The organism is Wenzhouxiangella sp. YN9 (assembly GCF_056324165.1).
Genome location: NZ_JBJNIP010000081.1, coordinates 65,436 through 85,869, shown reverse-complemented (window position 1 = coordinate 85,869; position 20,434 = coordinate 65,436). Strand labels below are relative to the sequence as shown.

Genomic DNA, 20,434 nt, shown 5'->3' with positions numbered 1-20,434 from the left:
AGTGAACAAAGCCCAATGATACGGACTTCGGCTCGGCATGAGGCTTGCCTTCAGAGCATCAGCCCGTGCCCCCGCCAAAGCGCTTGAACGCGGCTTGGGGAAACTCGACGCGAATTTCCGTACCCGCACCCAGCTCGCTGTCGGCGTGCAGACGCCAGCCAAAGCGATTGCACAGCCGGCGGACAATGGACAGACCGAGACCATACCCCTCGCTGGAGCGGTCGTGGCCGCGGTAGAAGGGCTCGAACATGCGCTCCAGGTCGGTCTCGGCCATGCCGCAGCCCGAGTCCTGGACGGTCACCCCGCTATCGTCGATCAGCACCTGAACGCGACCGGTTTCGGTGTAGCTCAGCGCATTGCGCAACAGGTTGGTGAACACGATCGCCAGCACCCGTTCCGGCGCACTGATCTCGAGCAGACCGTTGGCACGCAGGTTGGTTGTGACCTCGGGACGATCGAAGGTCGCCGCAATCTGGTCAAGCAGATCAGCCAGCAAGTCATTGAGCACCACGGTGGACCAGCTCAAGCGGCTTTCGCTTTCGCGCGCGAGAATCAGCAGCGTCTCAACCAGAGCCTCCATGTCGCGAACCGTCCGGTTCATGCGCGCGACGGTCTTGGCCTGCGCTTTGGGATCGCTTTGTTTGGTCAGCAACCCGAGGTTGGAGCGCAGTACCGCCAGCGGCGTGCGCAGTTCGTGGCTGGCGTTGCGGGTGAAATTGCGCTCGCGCTGGATAAAGGACTCCAGCCGATGAATGAACTGGTTGAAGGCGTTGATCAGGGCCAGCGTTTCCGTATCGGTGGTCTCGCCGAAGGCGTCCTCGCTGAGCTCCTCGAGCTGACCCGAGCGGAAATCGTAGTTGCGCACGGCATCGGCCAGTTGAACCACCGTGGATACGGCCCGCCTCGACATCACGTAGCCGAGCCAGGTCAGCAGGTAGATCAGCAGCAGCACTCCGGTCAGCGGCGCGATCCCGAAATACCAGGCCAGGGAAGAGACCTGCATTTCGTCGAACACCAGGTAGAGGCGATCGCCGCCGCGCTCGGAGACGTGGACCACCGGGTTCGACTCGTCGCCGCGATGCCCGCGACGAAAGCCGGGCTGCTCGCCGCGCAGCCAGGAGGGCACCGTCGAGCGATCTCCGTCTTTGGCCAGGTAGGCGGTCAGGTTGTTGGTATCGGGCAGAGGAAAATTCGCATTGTCCGCGTGCCGATCCCAGAAATACTCGGCCTCGCCGTTGAGCGCCTCTTGAACGAGCACGCGTTCGACCACCCAGGCGGCGGCGTAGACGCCGAGCACGGTCGCGATACTGATCGCCAGAAGCTGGAGCAGGAAAACCCGGACCAGGCGGGTGCGCAAGCCGCCGGTGAGCAGGCGATTAAGCGGCTTCATTCGCGTTTTCGAAAGCGGAAGTGGCCGACCAGCCACTGGCGGCCGCGATCAAAGCCGAACAGCTCCTCGCAGGCCATGAAAAAGATGCGCCAGCGCCGCTGCCAGAGCGCGGCTTCGTCACCGTAGACCGTCTGCATGACCGAACGAACCTCGTGCGAATGCTCATCGAGGTTCTCCAACCAGGCCCGCGCGGTTTTCGCGTAATGCTCGCCCGAGTACAGCCGGCGATGCTCGATGACCACATCATCGGCGAAGTGTAACAGCGTGTCGGCCGCCGGCATCAGGCCGCCGGTGAAAAAGTGCCGGCCCATCCAGTTGTCCTCGCCTTTTGCCTCGAAGGGGTAGGCGAGAAAGCGGTGGCAGAAGATATGCACGAACAGGCGCGCTTCGGGCCGCATCCAGCCGGCGATTCGGGCGAGCAGTTGCCGGTAGTTGCGCACGTGCTCGAACATCTCCACCGACACCACGCGATCGAACCGCCCATCGAGCGACAGCTCGTTGACGTCGCGGGTGATGACTTCGACGTTGCCCAGGCCCAGCGCTCGAGCGCGGGACTCGATGTGCTGACGCTGTGACGAGGAATTGGACACGGCCGTGATGCGGCTGGTCGGATAATGGCAGGCCATCCACAGCGTCAGCGAGCCCCAGCCGCAACCCAGCTCGAGAATCTTCTGCCCGTCGGCGAGTTCCGCGTTGCGGCAGGTCTGCTCGAGCATCGCCGTCTCGGCCTCGTCGAGGTCCTCGACGCCGGGGGCCCACAGCGCGCTCGAGTACTTGAGGCGCCGCCCCAGAACGTGCTGGTAGAAAATGGCGGGAATCTCATAGTGCTGTTCGTTGGCCGCGTCGGCCTCGATGGCGATGGCTGACTGGGCGAGCTCGTCGATCAGCGCCTGATAGCGCTGCGATTGCGCTTCGGGATCGTCGATGCGCTCGTCTTCCAGACGCCGCCTGAGCAGCGCGCGAATACCGCGCCGGATCAGCCAGTCCGGCACCAGGCCCTTCTCGGCCAGATCGATGGGCCTCATGAGCCCGGCTCCCCGGCGGCCGTCAAACCGTTTGCCGAGGCCGGCCGCCACTGCCGGCCCGCCAGCAGCAGGTGCACATCGCTGATGGCGCGCTCGCGAAACCCGCCCTCGCAGTAGGCCAGATACCACAGCCAGCGGCGGCGGAAGGTCTCGTCGAAGCCCATGGCCCGGATCTCGTCCCAGCGCGACTCGAAGCGCTGGCGCCAGGCCGCCAGGGTCCGGGCATAGCTGGCGCCGAAATCGGCCAGCTCGATCAGCCCGAGCCGGCTGGCGCGCGCCATCGCGGCCGTGATCGCGCTGACCGAGGGGATGAAGGCACCGGGGAAGATATAGCGCTTGATGAAATCAACCGACTTCAGCGCACGGGCATAGCGATAGTCTTCGATGGTGATGGCCTGGATCAGCGCCAGGCCAGCGGGGACGAGCAGCGAATCGATTTTTGCCAGATAGGTATCGAGATGCTGATGCCCGACCGCCTCGATCATCTCGACGGAGACGATCTTGTCGAACCGGCCTTCGAGCGCGCGGTAGTCGTGTATGAGCAGCGTCACCCGCTCTTCGAGGCCTGCCCGGCGCACCTTGTCGGCGGCGTGCTCGTGCTGCTCGCGCGAGATCGTCGTGGTCGTCACGCGGCAGCCGTGGCGGCGCGCGGCGTGAATCGCCAGGCCGCCCCAGCCGGTGCCGATTTCGAGCAGGTGGTCCTCGGGCCCGAGATCGAGCTTGCGGCAGATGCGCTCGAGCTTGTTGATCTGCGCCTGCTCGAGCGTGTCGCTTTCGGCCAGATACAGGCCGCTCGAGTACTGCATGCCTTCGTCGAGCCAGGCGGCGAAAAAGTCGTTGCCCAGATCGTAATGCGCAGCGATGTTGCGGCGACTGCCCTCGAGGCTGTTGCGATTGAATGCGTGCCAGAGCGCGAGCAGGCCGTTGGTCAGCCGCGCGGTGCCGGTCTCCATCGCGTCGAGCACGCGGCGATTGCGCGCGAGCACCCGCACCACCGCCACCGGATCGGGGCTGTCCCACAGATCGGCCACCCACGCCTCGGCCGCGCCGACGCTGCCGCCGCTGGCCATCAGGCGCCAGAAACGACGATCCCGGATCACGACCATGGCCCGCAGGGTGTCGGCCCGATCGCCCAGGACGTATTCGCCGTCGGCGTCGCGAATCGTCAGCCGGCCCTGCTCGAGAGCGCCCAGGCGCGCGAGCACGCGGGTGCGCAGCCAGCGATCGAGACCGCCGTCAGGGCGGCTCTTCGGGCCGTCGAGCAATCTTCCGCTTTGGGTCATTGCGTCGTGCTTTCCGGATGGGTATGGAAAGGTGTTTTCTTCAGCCAAAGCCTGAAGGCCTGCCAGTAGATCGCGGTCACGACCCTGGCGGTCATCAGCGGAAACTTCAGCGGCATCGCCCGCATGGCCGCGGGCGTCATCGGCGCCAGCGTCAGGCGCAGGCCGGCCGCGAAGCATTGTCGACCGCCCTATATCAGGCCCATGTGAATGCCGAGCCGGTCTTCGGCGATGCGAAAGCGCCAGTCGTAGCGGATATCCATGGGCATGAACGGCGAGACGTGAAAGGCCTTGTCGAAGGCGAAGCGATACGCCGGGCCGACCTGGCCCCGGCAGTCGAGCACGTAGGCGTGGCGCTCGTCCCAGGGCGTGTTGTTGACATCGGCAACGATGGCGTCCAGACGCCCGTCCCCGTCGAGACAGAAGTAGAAGGCGACCGGGTTGAAGCACATTCCCCACTGGCGCAGATGCGCGAGCACGAAGACGCGACCGGTCGGCCGCCGACCAACCGCCTCGAGCACGCGCTCGTCGACGGCCTGGCGCAAGGGCCGATCCTGCGGTCGCAGAAAGTCGTCGCGACGGAAACTGACCAGGTTGAAGCGCTCGAGCGACCACAGGCGGCTGCGACCGAAGAGCGCTTCGACGCGATCGAGATCGATCAGGGTATAGCTGGTGCGGTAGGCGAAGCGATGCGGCTTCGGCTCATGACGCCGATGCCATACGCGCCCGGTCGCGATCGCGCTATCCATGCCGGGCCTCGATGTCGTCGATCACGCGCCGGGCGCTGGCGACGCCGTCCTCGTGAAAGCCCCAGCCCCACCACGCACCGCAGAACCAGGTTCGGCGCAGGCCGTTGATATCGCCCCAGCGCGACTGCGCCGCCACGGCCCCGGGGGTGAACACGGGATGGGCGTAGTTGCGCCGCACCAGGATGCGCTCGGGATCGATGCGCTCGGTCTGGTTGAGCGAAACGATGAAGTGCCGGCGGCTCTTGAAGTTCTGCAGCCGGTTCATGTAGTAGGAAATCCGGCAGCGTCTGTCTTTCTCGCCATCGATGAGAACGTTCCAGGCAGCGCGCGCCGCCGGCTTTCTTGGCAGCAGCGAGACATCGGTATGCAGCACCGCCTCGTTGGGTTGATAGTCGATCGCCGAAAGCACGCGCCGCTCCACCGGGCTGGCATCGGCCAGTAGCGCGAGCGCCTGGTCCGAATGGCAGGCGAGCACCACCGCATCGAACCGGGCGTCGTCCTTCGAGGTGCGAAGCACGACGCCGTCTTCGACGCGCGCCACCGACCGAACCGGGGTGCCCGTTACCAGATCCGCGGCACAGCGCTGCGCGGCTTCGACATAGCGCCGGCTGCCGCCGCGAACCGTCTCCCAGAGCGGGCGTCGCCCCAGCGTCAGCATGGCGTGATGGTCCATGAATGCCAGCAGATGCTTCATGGGGAATCGCCTGACATCACCCGCCGGCGCCGACCACAACGCCGAGGCCATGGGCAGCATATGGCGGGTGGCGAACAGCTCGCCCAGGCCGCTTTGGGCCAGCCACTGACCGAGGGTCACGTCCTCGTCGAGGTCGCACAGCAGAGCGGGCGCACGACGATAGAATCGGACGATATCGAGCACCATGCCGTGAAAGCGCGGGCGCAATAGATTGCGGCGCTGACAGTAGAGCCGATTGAGGGTGCCGGCGTTGTACTCCAGGCCGGAGAGCGCGTCGCTGACGCCGAAACTCATGTCGCTGGCCTGAGACTCGACGCCCAGCGCCTCGAACCAGGCCGACAGCAGCGGATAGTGCCGGCGATTGAAAACGATGAATCCCGTATCGAGACATCGTGTCGCGCCATCGTCTTCGACCGCGTGGGTGTCGGCATGGCCGCCGGCGCGATCGGCCGCCTCGAAGAGCGTGACCGCGTGGCGAGCGGACAGATGCCAGGCGGCATACAGCCCCGACACCCCGGCGCCGACGATCGCGACCTTCACGGGCGAATCCGCCGCGCCTGGCGGATGCGTTCTGGCACCGGCTTGAGATCGCGGACCAGCCCGAGCCGGCTCATCACGGCAAGCAGGTAATAGCTGATGTCGATCTCCCACCAGTAGAAGCCCTGCCGGGCCGAACCCGGAAAGTGGTGGTGATTGTTGTGCCAGCCCTCGCCCAGCGTCAGCAGGGCCAGCAAGAAATTGTTCCGGCTGCCGTCGCGGGTGGCGTATCGCCGGCTGCCCCAGACGTGGGCCAGGGAGTTGATCGCGAGCGTGACGTGAATCAGAACCACCGTCGAGACGAAATACCCCCAGACGAGAAGCTGCCAGCCGCTGGTCTCCAGGCCCGGCATCAGCCGGTTCAATGCCACGCCCAGCGCGAACAGGATCGCGGCGTAGACCAGCGGCACGAGCAGGTCGAAGCGATCGGGCCAGCGCAGCTCGGGGTAGACGATCAGGTCGGGAATCTGCTCGGCACGGGTGGCGAAGTTCTCGCGACACAGAAACCACCCCATATGGCTCCACCACAAGCCGTGCCGCGGGGCGTGACAGTCCGCGTCGGTATCGGCGTGACGGTGGTGATGGCGATGATGTGCTGCCCACCACAGCGGACCGCGCTGGGTGGCCGACGCGCCGATCAGCGCGAAGACGAACTGAACGGGCCGGCCGGCGCGAAAGGTCCGGTGGGAGAAATAGCGATGATAGAACGCGGTGATCGCGAACATGCGCAGAAGGTAGCTGGCCAGAAAGACCGCAAGCGCGGTCGCCGACACGCCCACGAACAGCACGCCCAGGCAGGCCAGATGCAGCCCGATGAAAGGAATGATACGAAGCCAGTCGACGCGCTGCGCGTCGCCGGCGGTGCGCAGGCGCTGTCGTGCGTCGAACCAGGCAAGAAAATGCTGCATTGCGGGCGTAGTTCCAGACCGATGAGCGCCCGATTAGACGTTTTGGGGCATCAACCCGACGTGAAGCTCTTACCCCCACCGCCCGCCTTCACTCCCGATCAACGGCCCCGCGCGCATGATCGCCCCATGCCACTTCATCCAACGATCATCAGGCTCGCGGCCGTCGCCCTGCTCCCTGGGGTGATCGCGGCGTGTGCCGGGAGCAATTCCATGACGGACAAACGAACGGTCGAGGCCTATCATCGGGCGCTCGACGAGCTGCCGGGCGAGAGTGCCGCCGTCGAGCGCGGCCTGGCGCGGTTTCGCGAGACCTTCGCCGACCTCACGCAGGAGGATCTGGCCGAGCGCCTCGAAGCGCTCTATGCCGAAGAGATCCATTTCAACGACACCCTCCACATTGCCCGCAGGCGAGCGGCGCTGGTCGACTACATGACGCGCACCGCGCAGCAGCTCGAGTACAACAGCATCGACGTCCACGAAGTGATCCGCGACGGCGCCGATGTGTATCTTCGCTGGGAAATGACTTTCATCACCCGGGCGGCGGGCAAACGCGTCGAATCGCACTCGATCGGCATGACCCATCTACGCTTCAACGAGCGGGGCCGGATCGTCCTGCACCAGGATTTCTGGGACAGCGCCAGCGCACTCTACGCCCACCTGCCGGTGGTCGGTTTCTTCATGCGCCGCGCACAAGGTGAAATGCAATGACGCGCGCGCTCTTGATCACACTTATACTCGCCGCAGCTTCGGTCTCGGCCGAGCCGCCGGACCTGCAACGCTGCTCGGAGGTGGAACTGAAAGTCATTGGCCTGTTCAGCGTCGGCACCGCCAGCCTGCATCTGGCCGACTGCAGCGACGCCGGACGCATACTGGAACGCATCCCCAAGATGTTTTCCCTGAAGCTCGACCGCGACATCCCCGGCGAGGATCTGATCGAAAGCGCCAACGAACTGCTCGTCGAAAACCTCCAGGCCCGATCCGCCGACGCCCTGCCCGAAGAGCTGACCTGCCTGGCCAACGCCTACGTCGACGCCAGCGACGGCGAACGCTTCGACGTGGTCTACAAGCCCGACGAAGATCTTGCGCTCTACCGCAACGGCGAACTTCTCAAAACCTGCCCCGACCAGGGCCACGGCCACCAGTACTTCCAGATCTGGTTCGGCAAAGAACCCTTCGATGAACGAATGAAAACACGCCTTCTCAGGCGCGCAACAAGAGACTGACGACCCCAAGCACTGCCTCTTCAAACGTTTCGAACATTCGAATTTCGGTCATTCGAATTTGTTTGGCACTTGGTGTTTGCAATTTGCAAATTTCGGGGCTGAATGTTTGAGTCCCGTAGGACGTATGGAGGCCCGAAGGGCCATAACGCGTCAATCCAACGCCGGATGATGCGTTGCGCTTGCGCTCCACGCATCCTGCGGTTGTTCGGTCGGCACACCAACGGTCAATCATCACCACGGGTTTCGTGGCGTAGCCGCCCCGCAAATCCATAGACAACCGAACACGCTAACCAGCCCCCGGAAAACCCTACCCGCACTTGCTGCGCGTTGACGAATTGGCGGATGCTGTGCATGTCAGCTCTTGGGTTCACTGTCTGCGATAGGCGGCAAGCTTGGCGCTGACCTGATCGAACAAAGACCAGAACAATCGATGCTCGACCGGCGTCTGCGTCTGATAAAGGGCATCGATCAGATCTCCTGGATTTACACAGCCAACTCTCTTTTCAGCGGCCTTCATACACGTTCTCAAGACCATCGGATGATGCGATCCATAGCATCCTCCTACCTCTTGACAAACCAGTGCTGACGCGGTCGGGTGCACGACAGGAAGATAGAGGGACCCATATCCCAGACCCCGATCGGCTAGCTCTGGAGGCAACCTAACCAGTTCTGATTCTTGCGGGCGTAGCAATTCGAAAAGCGCAGCACGAACGCCAACCTCATCCATACTGCTAAGTGATCGGTCCAATTGACTCAAAGCGAGATCTTCTATCAGATCAAGATCACCAGCCGCGTGCACGTCGGCATTTTTCATCCACGAATATTCAGCCGAATCTCCGGGACCTGAGGACACATCACGCAGCTCTCGCACCAGGCTGTCATTTAGATCGCCGCTCTCTAAATCTATCAGTCCATTGCAGTACTGAGAAAACTCTACCCCATTCGCCACTGACGGCTCGAGCTTGTTTTGGATGTCGGATGGCAACTCACCGTGGGCAGCATAGCGCGTAGCTTCTGCGCAGAATTCAGCCCAGACATCGAGGTTGGCCTCAAGAACTACTTCACTCCAGGCATTGGAATGGACGACTTCCATCAGGTAATCCCGAGCGCTGGAAGTCGTTTCAAATGGTTGTTTTTCTTGACGGAGAGGACGACGCTGGTTTCGTTCATTACTTTCAACGGCATGGAGATTCGTATCATCACCGACTGAATACCGTTCCTCCAAACTGGCTACTGACTCTTTTGACTTTCTCGCTACCTCATTGGTCTCAATCTTCAGCTTCTCTTGCTCGTCTGAAGACGAAGCAAAATACAGCCCACTGATAGCCAGGATGGCAACCGCCGCGAAAGTAACCACAACTGATTTTTTAGGCACTCTAATGCTCAACATGCAAAAAGCTCGGTCGAATACCCAAAATCTGACAGCCGGCAGGAACCGGCTGTCAGCGTAGAAGCCGGAAGCAGTTCACATGCTACTTCAGGCAGAATCAACGTCACCTACGGTTGATTTAAAGAATCTATTAGGTTCTGGAGCACTTGTTCAGCTGACAGGTTCGGGTTATCGGCCCCGTACTCGTTCCAGTCCACTTTGGCAGTATGCCACGGAATAACCGAACCCGGTGGGCTAGTAACATGCAGGCCGGTGGCCCTGAAACGCTCTATATCGTTAAGCCCCCACTGGATTGTGAGGTTGTGCACCTGAGCCGCTAACTTAGCTAACTGTTGTGCGTTGATCATCATATTGCCAAGACGTACATAATTTCCAAGAAAGCCGCCAGCACCTCTCCCGACGAGCCTGACTGGCTGCGGCCCCGGGCTTGTATCAACGTGCGACTGACGAAAATACACATGTCGTGCCGGCCGCCTACCAACCACGACAATAGTATCCATATCGTCATCTTCAGTTAAAACAGCATTCCCACACAGCTCATTGGATTCGCCAGGACGGCCAGAAGAGCACCCACCAGGTAAACCTCCACCAACGAGGAAATCTCCCGACCTGATCGGCTCATCATATATGACTGGATCATACCCTTCCCAAATGAGCCCATAAACGCTTTCGTCACCGTCGTCATACAACTTTTCATAGAGACCGAAATTGGATGACGCATTCGCTTGAATGGCGAACGCAGAAAGCACTACCCCCAGGAGACCAATCATTACAGTTTTCACTATCTTTCTCCCATAGTCACAAAGTTTGCAATGACACAGGGCCGCACACTATTCCGCAACCCCGCGCCTACAAGATCGGGGCAGGCTGGAGAATTGCTGCTGAATCTCTTGCATTTTGACATGCAACACACCAACACTTGATCAAGCCCCTATACGAATCGTACTCAATGCCCCCCCCTGTGTGTCAAGCCCCGGGCGAGGCGCGCGAATCAGTTCAGCACCGGGTCGGCTTCGGCATCCACGCTATCGCTCATCCGGCCGCCCGCCCCGCTACAATGATAGAGTGTTGGCTGATCGGAGTACGCTGATTCCTGAGATCGTCGCAAGAACCGTCGCGCTGGTCGCCGCCGCTACGTGCACATGGCTGTGGCTGACGGGCCCGACAAGTCCCGATGTTGCTTTCACGCCGCGCGCCCTGGTGATCGGGCTCGCCATCGGGGCATTCGTGGCTTGCGCCTGGATGCCGGAACGAATGGACGAAAATATCCGCCGCTCGGGCGCCAGCGGTTTGATCCGCGGATTCGGATTCGTCGGGCTGGTGATGCTCGCCGGCGTACTTTACGCGATATCCAGTCGATAGCACCGTAGGATGTGTGGAGGCCCGAAGGGCCGTAACGCATCGAGCCACCGCCGAATGATGCGTTGCGCTAGTGCTCCACGCATCCTACGGTTGCTAGTTGGCTGGTGGGTTGGTTGGCTAGTTGGGTTGGTCGATTCTCTATGGATTTGCGGGGCGGCTACACCGCGAAACCGATGGTGGTGATTGACCGTCGGTGTGCCACCCGAGTTCTCGCGGCGCAACCGCCCACCAAATCTCCCGGCTGCCGAACTAGCTAACCAGCTAACCAGCCAACTAGCCCCTAGACGGGCCCACCCACACCTGCTGCGCATTGACGAATTCTCGGATGCCGTGCGGGCCCAGCTCGCGGCCGATGCCGGAGCGCTTGATACCGCCCGAGGGCAGCCTGGGGTCGGTCTTGACGATGCCGTTGATCGCCACCTGGCCGGTTTCCAGCCGGCGCGCCATGGCCACGGCACGCTCGGTGCCGGCCCACACCGCCGCGGCCAGGCCGTAGCGGGTGTCGTTGGCCAGCGCCAGCGCCTCTTCTTCGTCGGCGACCTTCATCACCACCGCCACCGGGCCGAAGGTCTCTTCCCTTGCCGCGGTCATCTCCGCGGTGACCTGGGTGAGCAGGGTGACCGGATAGAAGAAACCCTCACCCGCGGGGATTTCGCCCCCCAGCGGGCATTGGGCACCGGCTTCCACGGTCTCGCGCACCTGGCGATGCAGGTTCTCGCGCAGGTCGTTTCTGGCGATCGGGCCGATATCGGTGGCTTCCTCGGCAGGGTCACCGACCTTCAACCGCGCCAGACGCTCGTGCAGACGCTCCACGAAGGCGTCGTGCACCGACTCCTCGACGATGATGCGCTTGGCCGCGATACAGCTCTGGCCGGCGTTGATGATGCGCGACAGGCAGATGGTGTCGGCGGCGGTGTCGAGATCGGCGTCGGCGAGCACGATGGCCGGGTCGGAGCCGCCCAGCTCGAGGATGGAGTGCTTGATTTCGGCCGCCGCGGTGGCGGCGACGATGCCGCCGGCCTTGTCCGAGCCGGTGAACGAGACCGCCTGCACACGCTGATCGCGGATCACGCCCTCGACCCGCTCGGTTTCCAGCGGCAGGTTGGCAAAGATGTTCGCCGGGGCACCGGCGCGTTCGAACAGCTTGCCGATGGCTTCGCCACAGGCCGGCACGTTGGGGTCGTGCTTGAGCAGGCAGGTGTTGCCGGCCATCAGCGTGGGCGCGGCAAAACGGAAGGCCAGCCAGAACGGTGCATTCCACGGCAGGATGCCCAGGATCACCCCCAGCGGCAGGTACTGCACGTAGCTTTCGCTGGCATCGGATGCCAGATGCTCGGTGGCCAGGTAGGCTTCGGCATGTTCAGCGTAGTGCTCGGCGCACCAGGCCGCCTTTTCGACCTCGCCGCGCGCCTCGCCAATGGGCTTGCCCATCTCTTCGGTCATCAGCCGCGCCAGCGACTCGGTGTCTTCGCGCATCAGGGCGGCGACGTCTCGCAGCACCCGCGCACGCTCATCGAAACCGGCCGCTGCCCAGCCGTCAAAGGCCGAGTGCGCGGCGGCCAGCCGGCGCTCCAGGGTTTCGTCGTCGAGCGCGGCGAGTTCGTACTGGACCCGGCCGGTAGCCGGATTGATCGATTGGAGCATGCTCACCTCTTTCCTGCTTCGTTGATGTGCTTGACCGCTTCGCCATCCGGAACGCGCGGCGGGTGCGTGGTTTTCGGCTCGGGCAATTCCCGTGGCGACTGGTCGGGCTTGACGACGAAATCCTCATCGAGGGTGAAAAAGGACTTGCTACCGTTGGCGGTGATGTAGATGGTGTCGGAAATGCCGACCGTCTTGTCGCCGTCCACGCCCCACATCCAGGGAATGATGTGGAAGGTCATGCCTTCCTTGAGCACCCTGGAGTCGCCCTGCTTGAGGCTGATGATGTAGCCCTCGTCCCAGCTCGGCGGAAAGGCAATGCCGATGGAATAGCCCGAACGCGTGATCAGCCGCGCGTCGACCTCGTTGGCGGTGATGATGTTGCGGATCAGGTTGTCGGCATCGGAGACGGTCATGCCCGGGCGCAGCACTTCCTTGAACTCGTGCAGCGCCTGCTTCATGCGGTCCTGGGCGTGCCTCATCGACGGCGACAGCTCACCGAGAACGATGGTGCGCATCATCGCGGTGTGATAGCGGCGGTAGCAGCCGCCAACCTCGAGGAATACGTGCTCACCGGGCTGCACCGTGCGCCCTTCCCAGGTGGCGTGGCCGATCATGGTGCGCGGACCGGAGGTCACGTAGGGCATCACCGCCGGCGGCTCGCCACCGGCACGGAACATGGCCGCGCTGATGGCCGCGCCGATCTCGTTTTCGGTCACCCCGGCGCGAGCGGCCTCGAAGCCGGCCTGCATGCCCGCCTCGGTGGCCGCGGCGGCCCGCCGCATGACCTTGATTTCATGCTCGGACTTGCAGATCCGTCCTTCTTCGACGATCCCGAAGCAGTCGAACAGCCGGCCATCGAGGAAGGTCGTGTGGATGCTGTCCTGATGGTAGGCGGCAAAGTAGTAGCTGTTGCGCTCGTAGCCGATGCACTTGCTGCCCAGACCGAACTCGCGCAGCGACTCGACCAGCATCTGGATGGCATCCCCCGTATCCGGGTAGGGCCGGGTCTTTTCCACCCAGGTGCGCGCATGCACGTTCGACTCTTCCATCTGGCGGGTGATCATGAACGGCTCGCCTTCAAGCGGCACCACCAGGACCTGGAAGAATGAATATCCGGTGGTCTGATAGTCGGTCAGGTACATCAGGTTTTCCGGGTCGGTGATCACCACCGCGTCGAGCAGGCGCTCGGCCATGCGCTCGCGCAGGGCCTCGAGGCGGCGCTCGTATTCCTCGAAGGGAAAGGTCATGTCATCGCGCTGTCTCACGCCGCCGCCCTCCGCGCCGAGGCCACCGCCTGTTCGAGAATATCCAGCCCTTCGTTCAGGTCGGCCTCCGGGGTGGTCAGCGGCGGAATCAGCTTGAGCACGCGGCCGCCGGTGCCGCAGGCGCCGATCAGCAGGCCGTTCTCGAAGCTGGTGGTCGCGATCTGCTTGGCCAACTCACCATCGCCGACGTCGAGCGCCTGCAGCATGCCGCGACCGCGCACGGAAAACTCCCCGCGACCGGATTCGGCCGCGATCGATTGCAGGCGCTTGCGCATGGTTTCGCTGTTTGCCTTGACCGCGTTCATCAGCTCGTCGTTCTGGAAATACTCCATCGCCACGGTGCCGGCCACGAAGCTCAGGCCCTGGCCGCGGAAAGTGCCGGTATGCTCGCTCGGCGACCAGTGCTTGTCGTGCTCGGGCTTGGCCAGCGTCATTGCCAGCGGCGTGCCGTAGCCGCCGACGCCCTTGGCCAGCGCGATGATGTCGGGGTCGAGCCCCATGTCGTCGAAGCTGAAGTAGCTGCCGGTGCGCCCGCATCCGGCCTGAATATCGTCGTAGATCACCAGTGCGCCGAGGTCGCGGGCCAGATCCTGAACCGCCTTGAGCCATTCGGGTCGGGCCAGGTGCACCCCGCCCTCGGCCTGGATCGGCTCGAGCACGAAGGCCGCCGGCGCCTCCAGACCGCTGGAGGAATCTTCGTACATGGCCCTGAGCTGATCGACCCAGGCCAGGCACTGCTCGAGCGGCACCTCTTCGCTGCCGTAGGGCTGGCGATAAACGTGTTCCAGCGGCACCCCGGCGGCGTTGCGGAAGTAGGAATTGGCGGTACACGCCAGCGAACCCAGGGTCATCCCGTGAAAGCCGTGCTCGTAGGCCACGACGCCGGGGCGACCGGTGACCTTGCGGGCCAGCTTGAGCGCGGCCTCGACGGCGTTGGTGCCGGTCGGCCCCATGAACTGCAGCTTGTGGTTCCAGCCTCGGGGTTTGACGATGGTTTCGACGAAGCTTTCGATGAAGTCACGCTTGACGTCGGTGTACATGTCCAGGCTGTGGGCCACGCCATCGCGCTCCAGAAAGTCGATCATGGCGCGCTTCATGCGGGCATTGTTGTGGCCAAAGTTCAGCACGCCGGCGCCGGCGAAAAAGTCGATGTAGGACTTGCCGTTCTCGTCTGTCTGTCGCGCGTTGGATGCCGAGGTGAATACGGTCGGATACAGTCGGCAATAGCCGCGAATTTCCGATTCCCACTGTTCGAATACCTGCATGATGCACCTCCTGGCAGCTCGCTCCCGGCAATCTTCCGCCGGGGGCGGGCGTGATTACTCCTTCACGGGAACTCCCGCGATGCGGACGTATAGGCGGCCGACCACGTCGATCAGCCGGTCGTTGAAATCGTATTCGGGGCTGTGGCAGGGATGGTGATTCCCCAGGCCGTCGTCGGCCCCGATCAGGGCAAAGGCGCCGGGAATTTCCTTGAGGTAATAGCTGAAGTCTTCCGACGCCATGATGGGTGTCTTCAGCCCGGCATCGAGCGCGCCGTCGCCCAGCTCGGTGAGCAGCGCCTGGCGGTACGCTTCGGCTTCGCGCTCGTGGTTGACCGTTGCGTCATAACGCGGATGGATGCTCACATCTGCGTTGACACCGTGGGCGCGGGCCGTGTTCCGGGCAACTTCAGTGATCAGCTCGGCCATCTGCGCGCGCGTGTCGGGGTCGCCGAGCCTGAAACTCCCCGCCAGACGGGCGGTGGCCGGCGTGACGGTTGCCGAGCCGCCGTCGGCGTGCAGGCTGGTGACGCTGAGCACCGTTGGCGCCTGCGGCGAGATGCGGCGGCTGACAATCTGCTGCAGGGCCGTAACAATCGCGGCGGCGGCCGGCAGCGGGTCGCGGCACAGCTCGGGCTGGCTGGCGTGCCCACCCTGGCCGTGGATGCTGATCTCGAAAGTGCCGTTACCGGCCATCACCGGGCCGTCGGGACAGGCGGCCTTGCCAAAAGCAATCGCTGGCCAGTTATGCCAGCCGAAGATCGCCTCGACGCGGTCGAGCGCTCCGTCATCGATCATCGCCTTTGCGCCGTGTCCGCCCTCCTCGGCCGGCTGGAACAGCAGCGTCACCGGGCCGGGCAGCCGATCTTCGTGCGCTTTCAGCCAGCGGGCAGTGGCCATCAGCGTGGCGGTGTGGCCGTCATGACCGCAGGCGTGCATTCGCCCTTCGGTCGTCGACGACCACTGAACACCGCTGGCCTCGACGATCGGCAGCGCGTCGATATCTCCGCGCAGCGCGATGTGCCGGCCGGGTGCCCCGGGGGCCAGCGTGGCCACGGTGCCGGTTTCAGCGCAGGCGCGCCAGGGAATACCCAGGTTGTCCAGGCGCTCGCGGATGGCGGCGGCCGTCTTGACCTCCTGCCAGGTCAACTCCGGCGCGCGATGCAGGGCGCGACGAAACACCACCGCCTCGTCGACCACGGCCTGCCAGTTGTCTGCGACCCGATTCAACACGCAGCACACTCCCGGTCAATGAAAATCGCCCCGGACTGAAACCCGGATGCATCGGAAGATTCCGAAAACGCGCCCGCCCGAAGGCTAAGGTCGTGTCTTCCACACTAGCCGGGAGACCATGCCGTGTGCAAGCGCTTTCGTTTAGGGCCAAAACTGTTGTGTGGCAAGCATTTACGATATCCGGGCGCCGCGGGAGCTGCAGCCAGCCAGCGGCTGGCCATCACGCTCTCGCTGCACCTGAGCAGGCCTCAGCCCTCGAAGTGATCGGAGAAAATCAGCCCGGTATCGGTGCTGTGAAAGCGTCTGCTCAATCGGGTGATGTTGCCCTGCCGATCGGCCACCTCGACATACAAGTGAGCATCACGGAGCCCCGAAGGCATGCCTTCGGGCAGATCGATCACCCAACGCCCACCCCCAAGCTTGCGAGCCAGGTCAGCCAGCTCGGAATCGGCTGGCCGGCCCAGCAGCTCAAAGTCAGCGCGGATCGACAGGCTGCCTGCGGCAAGACCGCTGTTGGCGTCACTGGCACCGATACGGATGGCGTCAATCGTCTGCGGCGCGGGCTCCGGCCGGGGGCTGGAAATGGTCAACGTGGGGCGCTGGGCGTCCATGAACCAGCCGTAGTCCGCGGGCATGTCGAGCTGGCTGCTCAGGTCAATGGGCGCGCCCAGATCGATCCAGCGGGCAATCGTCATTTTCTGCTCGATGGTCAACGGCGCCACGCCGGAGTCGGGCGGCGGCATGATCTCGCCAGTGAAGTCGATATCCGCATCGTTGGGATCAGCACCTGCTGGCAGGGTGCCGGCTTCACCCGGCGTTGTCGCACTGGGATGGTCGTCGTTATCCCAGCCGTCCAGCCGGCGGCCGAAGACTTTCCAGACCAGCAGGCTGCGCCGGCTCTGGAATTTGCGCAGGTAGCGGCTGGCGTTGGTTTGGCGCCATGTCCCGTCCGCGAGCAGCGAGGGGTAACCATAATCAGCGCACTCGTCTGCGGCCAGGCGGCGATAGTCTCCCGGCAGGTCAGGCACATTCCACTTGCAACCATCGACCAGCTCGGTTTCCGCCAGATTCAGATTACCGGCGTTTTCGCTGGCGTTGTGGCACTGCACGCAATGGCTCTGGAGAATCGGGCGAATGTCACGCAGGAATTCGATGTCGACCACTGTCTCGGGACGCTGTTCGAGGACCAGATTGCCTTCGGGATCCTGGCTGATCATTGGCGTGCCGGCGAGCAGGTCGGGCACGTCGAAGCCCGGCTGTGCTGCCACCGTTGACGCGAAGGCCAGCGGCTGCTGGCTGTGCGCATGACAGCCGCCGCAGTCGGCTCGCACTTCGCCGGGCCGGACCTGGTGCCAGGTCTGCGACATGTTGAGCACCATGCCGTTGCCGTCTATGGTCTGAAAGGTGAACGGCGTATCGGCCGGCAGTCGTGCGAGGAAGCTGGTGTCCGGATTACCGTCATCGTCCATGATCGGCTGCCCGTCATCGTCGGACTTACGCACCGGAATTTCGCCGAGAATACGCAAGCGCTCGTTGGCATGGTTGATGAAGCCGTTGGTACTGCTGCCGTTGGCGCCGTAACGGCGATCAGGAATCCCCTCCATGGCCAGCACGCGAACGGCCTCGATCTCGCTGTTGTCGTACTTGCCGGCATCCGCACCCTGGTAGATCCAGTTGCTCCAGCGGCGATTGCGATGGTTGCGGTTCTGCGAGGTGTTGAACGGGTCCAGGCCATCAAAGGAACTGGAACCGGCATGGGGAAAGCTCTCGCGCCGATACAGGCTGGAGCTGCCGACCAGACCATGGGGCGTGCCTTCAGGCAGCAGCGGATGCTGTTGACCGTCGTTGGGAAGCCACTCCAGCTCGGCCGGCTCGGGCACGCCGTGTATCGCCATGTAAGGCACCACCGCCCGCGGCCAGGCGGCATTGAATGCGTCATTTTCGACCAGTTTCACCAGGCTGTCGGGAGACCGGACAGGCTGGGAGTCCGGCACCAGATAGATGCCGCTGTCGTAGTAAGGCCTGGGCGTAGGCCGCTTGAGATCGTTGGCTGGTCCAGGCGACCACACCACCAGCAAGTCATTGCCTGGTGCAGCAGACGGGTGCGTGAACTTGCCCACCCGCCGGCCATTTTCGCCCTCAGGCGCCGCGTTATCGAAGTGGTGGGTCATCGGCGTCATGCTGTAATAGCCGCGCGGCGTATAAGCCATGGTGAAAGTGGCGCGGTTGCCGGAAGTTGACGTGTAGTCGATGGGCGGGTTGTGCTGCGGATCCCAGCTGTAAAAAGCCGGTTCACCGGGGGGCGGCGAAGGTGGAAAAGCGTAGAGCGCGCCAAAGCCATTATTGTTGATGTTGTAGTAGGCCTCGACCACGATATCGCCGTTACCAATCTGGGTCATGAAGTGGAAGGCATCCGGGGAAGACATGGCACTGACCAGAGGCTCCCAGCCCCTGCCGTCGGGCCGAATGGCCCACAGGCCCCACAGCCGCCGATCACGCAAGCCCTGCGATTCATAGCTGGAAAACATCAAACGACCGTCCTTGAGGATGGTCGGGTGCAAAGCACTGCCGAGGGTCATGGGCGCAATTGCTTCGACGTTTTCACCGTCATCATCCATCACGAACAACTGCATCGTCGGCGTGCTGAAAGGACGAGTAGGCAGAAAGCCGTTCCGGCTGCTGGTAAAAGCCAGTCGACCGCCGGGCAGGGGCATGGGGCCCAGATTGAACACGCCGTAGCCCAGGCGATCATGGCCCGGCGCGGGATCAACCGGGTTGGATTCATCCCAGTTTCCCGAGCCCGTATTGGGCGTGAATTCACCAAAAGTCAGCTGCTCGACTTGCCGACTGGCCAGGTGAATACGATAAATGTCCGCGCCGGCCACTGACAGATTGCTGCGCTGTGAATTGAGCGCTTCGTCGCTGACGTCGTGAAACAGGCTGTAGTAAACCCATTCGGCATCAAAACTTACCACCGGGTCAGTTACCGCGCAGTCGCTGCAGGCAACCAGAATTTCTTCGCTGCCGTCGGGGTGACGCAAAACGAGGTCGGCACCGGGATCGATGCGCGCCGGGTGGCCAACCTCCGGCCAGATGGTGTTTTCCGTGTCGCCAAAGCGCGCCTGGCGAACATAGACAATATCGTAGTCGACAGCCACAGCCATCAGATCAAGGCTGGCACTCGCGCACAGCACTAGCAACACCATTCGAAACATGAAGCGAGACTCCCTCAGCAACCACAGATCGTTCGCCCCCTTCAATGGCGGATCGTAGCGGTACCGGCCCGGAATGTCAGCGAACGGGCGAGCGAATGGTCTGAACGGCATGATTCAGGCGCCGAACGGAAGAATGACGTCCGAGCCGGCTTGGCGCCGCTGCTGCCGCAGGCTAAAATGGCGGGCTTGCATTTTCTGCCCACTCTTTTTCTGGACAAAACCATGCGTATCGGCACCACCCTGACCCACTACATCATCCAGAACCAGCGCGAGATCGAAGGCGCCAGCGGCACCTTCACCGGCCTGCTCAACGACATCAGCGTGGCCTGCAAGAAGATCGCGGCCCTGGTCGACAAGGGCGCTCTGGTCAACGTGCTCGGTGCGGCTGACAGTGAGAATGTGCAGGGTGAGCAGCAGAAAAAACTCGACATCATTTCCAACGAAATCATGATCGAGGCTCTGGAACACAACGGGCACATCGCCGCCCTGGCCTCGGAGGAAATGGAGGGCATTCACCCAATGACGGCCGAGCGCCGCGGCCGCTACCTGCTGCTGTGCGATCCGCTGGACGGCTCCTCGAACATCGATGTCAACGTCTCGGTGGGCACCATCTTCTCGATCCTGCGCGCACCCGCTGATGCCAGGGAACCCGTCGAAGCCGACTTTCTCCGCCCCGGCACCGAACAGGTCGCCGCCGGCTACTGTCTGTACGGACCCTCGGCCATGATGGTACTGACCACCGGGGAAGGCGTGAGCATGTTTACCCTCGATCGCGATATTGGCGAGTTCCTGCTCACCCGGGAAAACGTCAGCATTGACGCGGACACCAGGGAATTCGCCATCAACGCCTCCTACCAACGCCACTGGGACAAGCCGGTGCGTCGCTACATCGACGAATGCCTGGCAGGAGAAGACGGCCCGCGCGGCAAGAACTTCAACATGCGCTGGGTCGCCTCCATGGTTGCCGAAGTCCACCGCATCCTTACCCGCGGCGGCATCTTCATGTATCCCAGCGACCACCGTATCCGCGCCGAGGGCAAGGGCGGAAAGCTCAGGCTAATGTACGAAGCCAACCCGATGGCCATGATCATCGAACAGGCCGGCGGCGCGGCCAGCACCGGAGAGCAACGCATCCTCGAAGTCGAGCCGGAAGAGCTGCACCAGCGCGTGCCGGTAATTCTGGGCTCACGCAATGAAGTCGAGCGAGTCGCCGGTTATCACGGCTGATCCGCCTCGATGAAATCCACGCGAAGACGA

16 protein-coding genes and 1 pseudogene are annotated in these 20,434 nt (G+C 63.1%); 4 read left to right on the top strand and 13 right to left on the bottom strand.

Annotation, left to right across the window (positions count from 1 at the left end; all coding sequences use genetic code 11):
- Positions 1–58: 58 nt before the first annotated feature.
- The 6 genes and pseudogenes from ACEWQ0_RS05460 to ACEWQ0_RS05435 form a co-directional block, all read right to left on the bottom strand.
- On the bottom strand, positions 59–1,390 hold the full coding sequence (locus ACEWQ0_RS05460; protein ID WP_476484762.1) for a sensor histidine kinase: 1,332 nt from the start codon (positions 1,388–1,390) through the stop codon (positions 59–61).
- Positions 1,387–2,415: an SAM-dependent methyltransferase gene (locus ACEWQ0_RS05455; protein ID WP_476484761.1), complete on the bottom strand. Its 1,029-nt coding sequence runs from the start codon at positions 2,413–2,415 to the stop codon at positions 1,387–1,389. Before ACEWQ0_RS05455 ends, ACEWQ0_RS05460 begins: the two co-directional genes overlap by 4 nt.
- On the bottom strand, positions 2,412–3,698 hold the full coding sequence (locus ACEWQ0_RS05450) for a class I SAM-dependent methyltransferase (RefSeq protein ID WP_476484760.1): 1,287 nt from the start codon (positions 3,696–3,698) through the stop codon (positions 2,412–2,414). Before ACEWQ0_RS05450 ends, ACEWQ0_RS05455 begins: the two co-directional genes overlap by 4 nt.
- Positions 3,695–4,444, bottom strand: a pseudogene (locus ACEWQ0_RS05445) (DUF1365 domain-containing protein). The gene ACEWQ0_RS05450 and the pseudogene ACEWQ0_RS05445 overlap by 4 nt, the downstream one beginning before the upstream one ends.
- Positions 4,437–5,678, bottom strand: coding sequence for an NAD(P)/FAD-dependent oxidoreductase (locus tag ACEWQ0_RS05440; RefSeq protein ID WP_476484759.1), 1,242 nt, complete (start codon positions 5,676–5,678; stop codon positions 4,437–4,439). Before ACEWQ0_RS05440 ends, ACEWQ0_RS05445 begins: the two are co-directional and overlap by 8 nt.
- Positions 5,675–6,583, bottom strand: a complete 909-nt coding sequence (locus ACEWQ0_RS05435; RefSeq protein ID WP_476484758.1) for an acyl-CoA desaturase — start codon at positions 6,581–6,583, stop codon at positions 5,675–5,677. Before ACEWQ0_RS05435 ends, ACEWQ0_RS05440 begins: the two co-directional genes overlap by 4 nt.
- Before the next feature lie 210 nt (positions 6,584–6,793).
- Here ACEWQ0_RS05435 and ACEWQ0_RS05430 point away from each other — a divergent pair, with 210 nt between their 5' ends.
- Complete coding sequence (locus tag ACEWQ0_RS05430; RefSeq protein WP_476484757.1) at positions 6,794–7,291, top strand: nuclear transport factor 2 family protein; 498 nt, start codon at positions 6,794–6,796, stop codon at positions 7,289–7,291.
- Positions 7,288–7,806 (top strand): chalcone isomerase family protein, encoded by a 519-nt coding sequence (locus ACEWQ0_RS05425; RefSeq protein ID WP_476484756.1) that lies wholly within the window; start codon positions 7,288–7,290, stop codon positions 7,804–7,806. Before ACEWQ0_RS05430 ends, ACEWQ0_RS05425 begins: the two co-directional genes overlap by 4 nt.
- Before the next feature lie 367 nt (positions 7,807–8,173).
- Here ACEWQ0_RS05425 and ACEWQ0_RS05420 read toward each other — a convergent pair whose 3' ends face one another.
- Positions 8,174–9,196, bottom strand: a complete 1,023-nt coding sequence (locus tag ACEWQ0_RS05420) for a hypothetical protein (protein ID WP_476484755.1) — start codon at positions 9,194–9,196, stop codon at positions 8,174–8,176.
- A gap of 107 nt (positions 9,197–9,303) precedes the next feature.
- Positions 9,304–9,978, bottom strand: a complete 675-nt coding sequence (locus ACEWQ0_RS05415) for a hypothetical protein (RefSeq protein WP_476484754.1) — start codon at positions 9,976–9,978, stop codon at positions 9,304–9,306.
- 286 nt (positions 9,979–10,264) lie between these two features.
- Between ACEWQ0_RS05415 and ACEWQ0_RS05410 the strand changes: the two genes are divergently transcribed.
- Positions 10,265–10,558: a hypothetical protein gene (locus tag ACEWQ0_RS05410; RefSeq protein ID WP_476484753.1), complete on the top strand. Its 294-nt coding sequence runs from the start codon at positions 10,265–10,267 to the stop codon at positions 10,556–10,558.
- A gap of 273 nt (positions 10,559–10,831) precedes the next feature.
- Here the strand turns inward: ACEWQ0_RS05410 and ACEWQ0_RS05405 are convergent, their stop codons facing one another.
- The 5 genes from ACEWQ0_RS05405 to ACEWQ0_RS05385 form a co-directional block, all read right to left on the bottom strand.
- Complete coding sequence (locus ACEWQ0_RS05405) at positions 10,832–12,208, bottom strand: NAD-dependent succinate-semialdehyde dehydrogenase (RefSeq protein WP_476484752.1); 1,377 nt, start codon at positions 12,206–12,208, stop codon at positions 10,832–10,834.
- Complete coding sequence (gene doeA, locus ACEWQ0_RS05400; RefSeq protein ID WP_476484751.1) at positions 12,205–13,467, bottom strand: ectoine hydrolase; 1,263 nt, start codon at positions 13,465–13,467, stop codon at positions 12,205–12,207. Before doeA ends, ACEWQ0_RS05405 begins: the two co-directional genes overlap by 4 nt.
- Positions 13,464–14,732, bottom strand: coding sequence for a diaminobutyrate--2-oxoglutarate transaminase (locus ACEWQ0_RS05395; RefSeq protein ID WP_476484750.1), 1,269 nt, complete (start codon positions 14,730–14,732; stop codon positions 13,464–13,466). Before ACEWQ0_RS05395 ends, doeA begins: the two co-directional genes overlap by 4 nt.
- A gap of 54 nt (positions 14,733–14,786) precedes the next feature.
- Entirely contained in the window at positions 14,787–15,959 is a 1,173-nt protein-coding gene (gene doeB2 / locus ACEWQ0_RS05390; RefSeq protein ID WP_476481255.1) for a N(2)-acetyl-L-2,4-diaminobutanoate deacetylase DoeB2, read from the bottom strand.
- 251 nt (positions 15,960–16,210) lie between these two features.
- Positions 16,211–19,177, bottom strand: a complete 2,967-nt coding sequence (locus ACEWQ0_RS05385; protein ID WP_476484749.1) for an HzsA-related protein — start codon at positions 19,175–19,177, stop codon at positions 16,211–16,213.
- Positions 19,178–19,399: 222 nt separating this feature from the next.
- Between ACEWQ0_RS05385 and ACEWQ0_RS05380 the strand changes: the two genes are divergently transcribed.
- On the top strand, positions 19,400–20,404 hold the full coding sequence (locus ACEWQ0_RS05380; protein WP_476484748.1) for a class 1 fructose-bisphosphatase: 1,005 nt from the start codon (positions 19,400–19,402) through the stop codon (positions 20,402–20,404).
- Positions 20,405–20,434 lie beyond the last annotated feature (30 nt).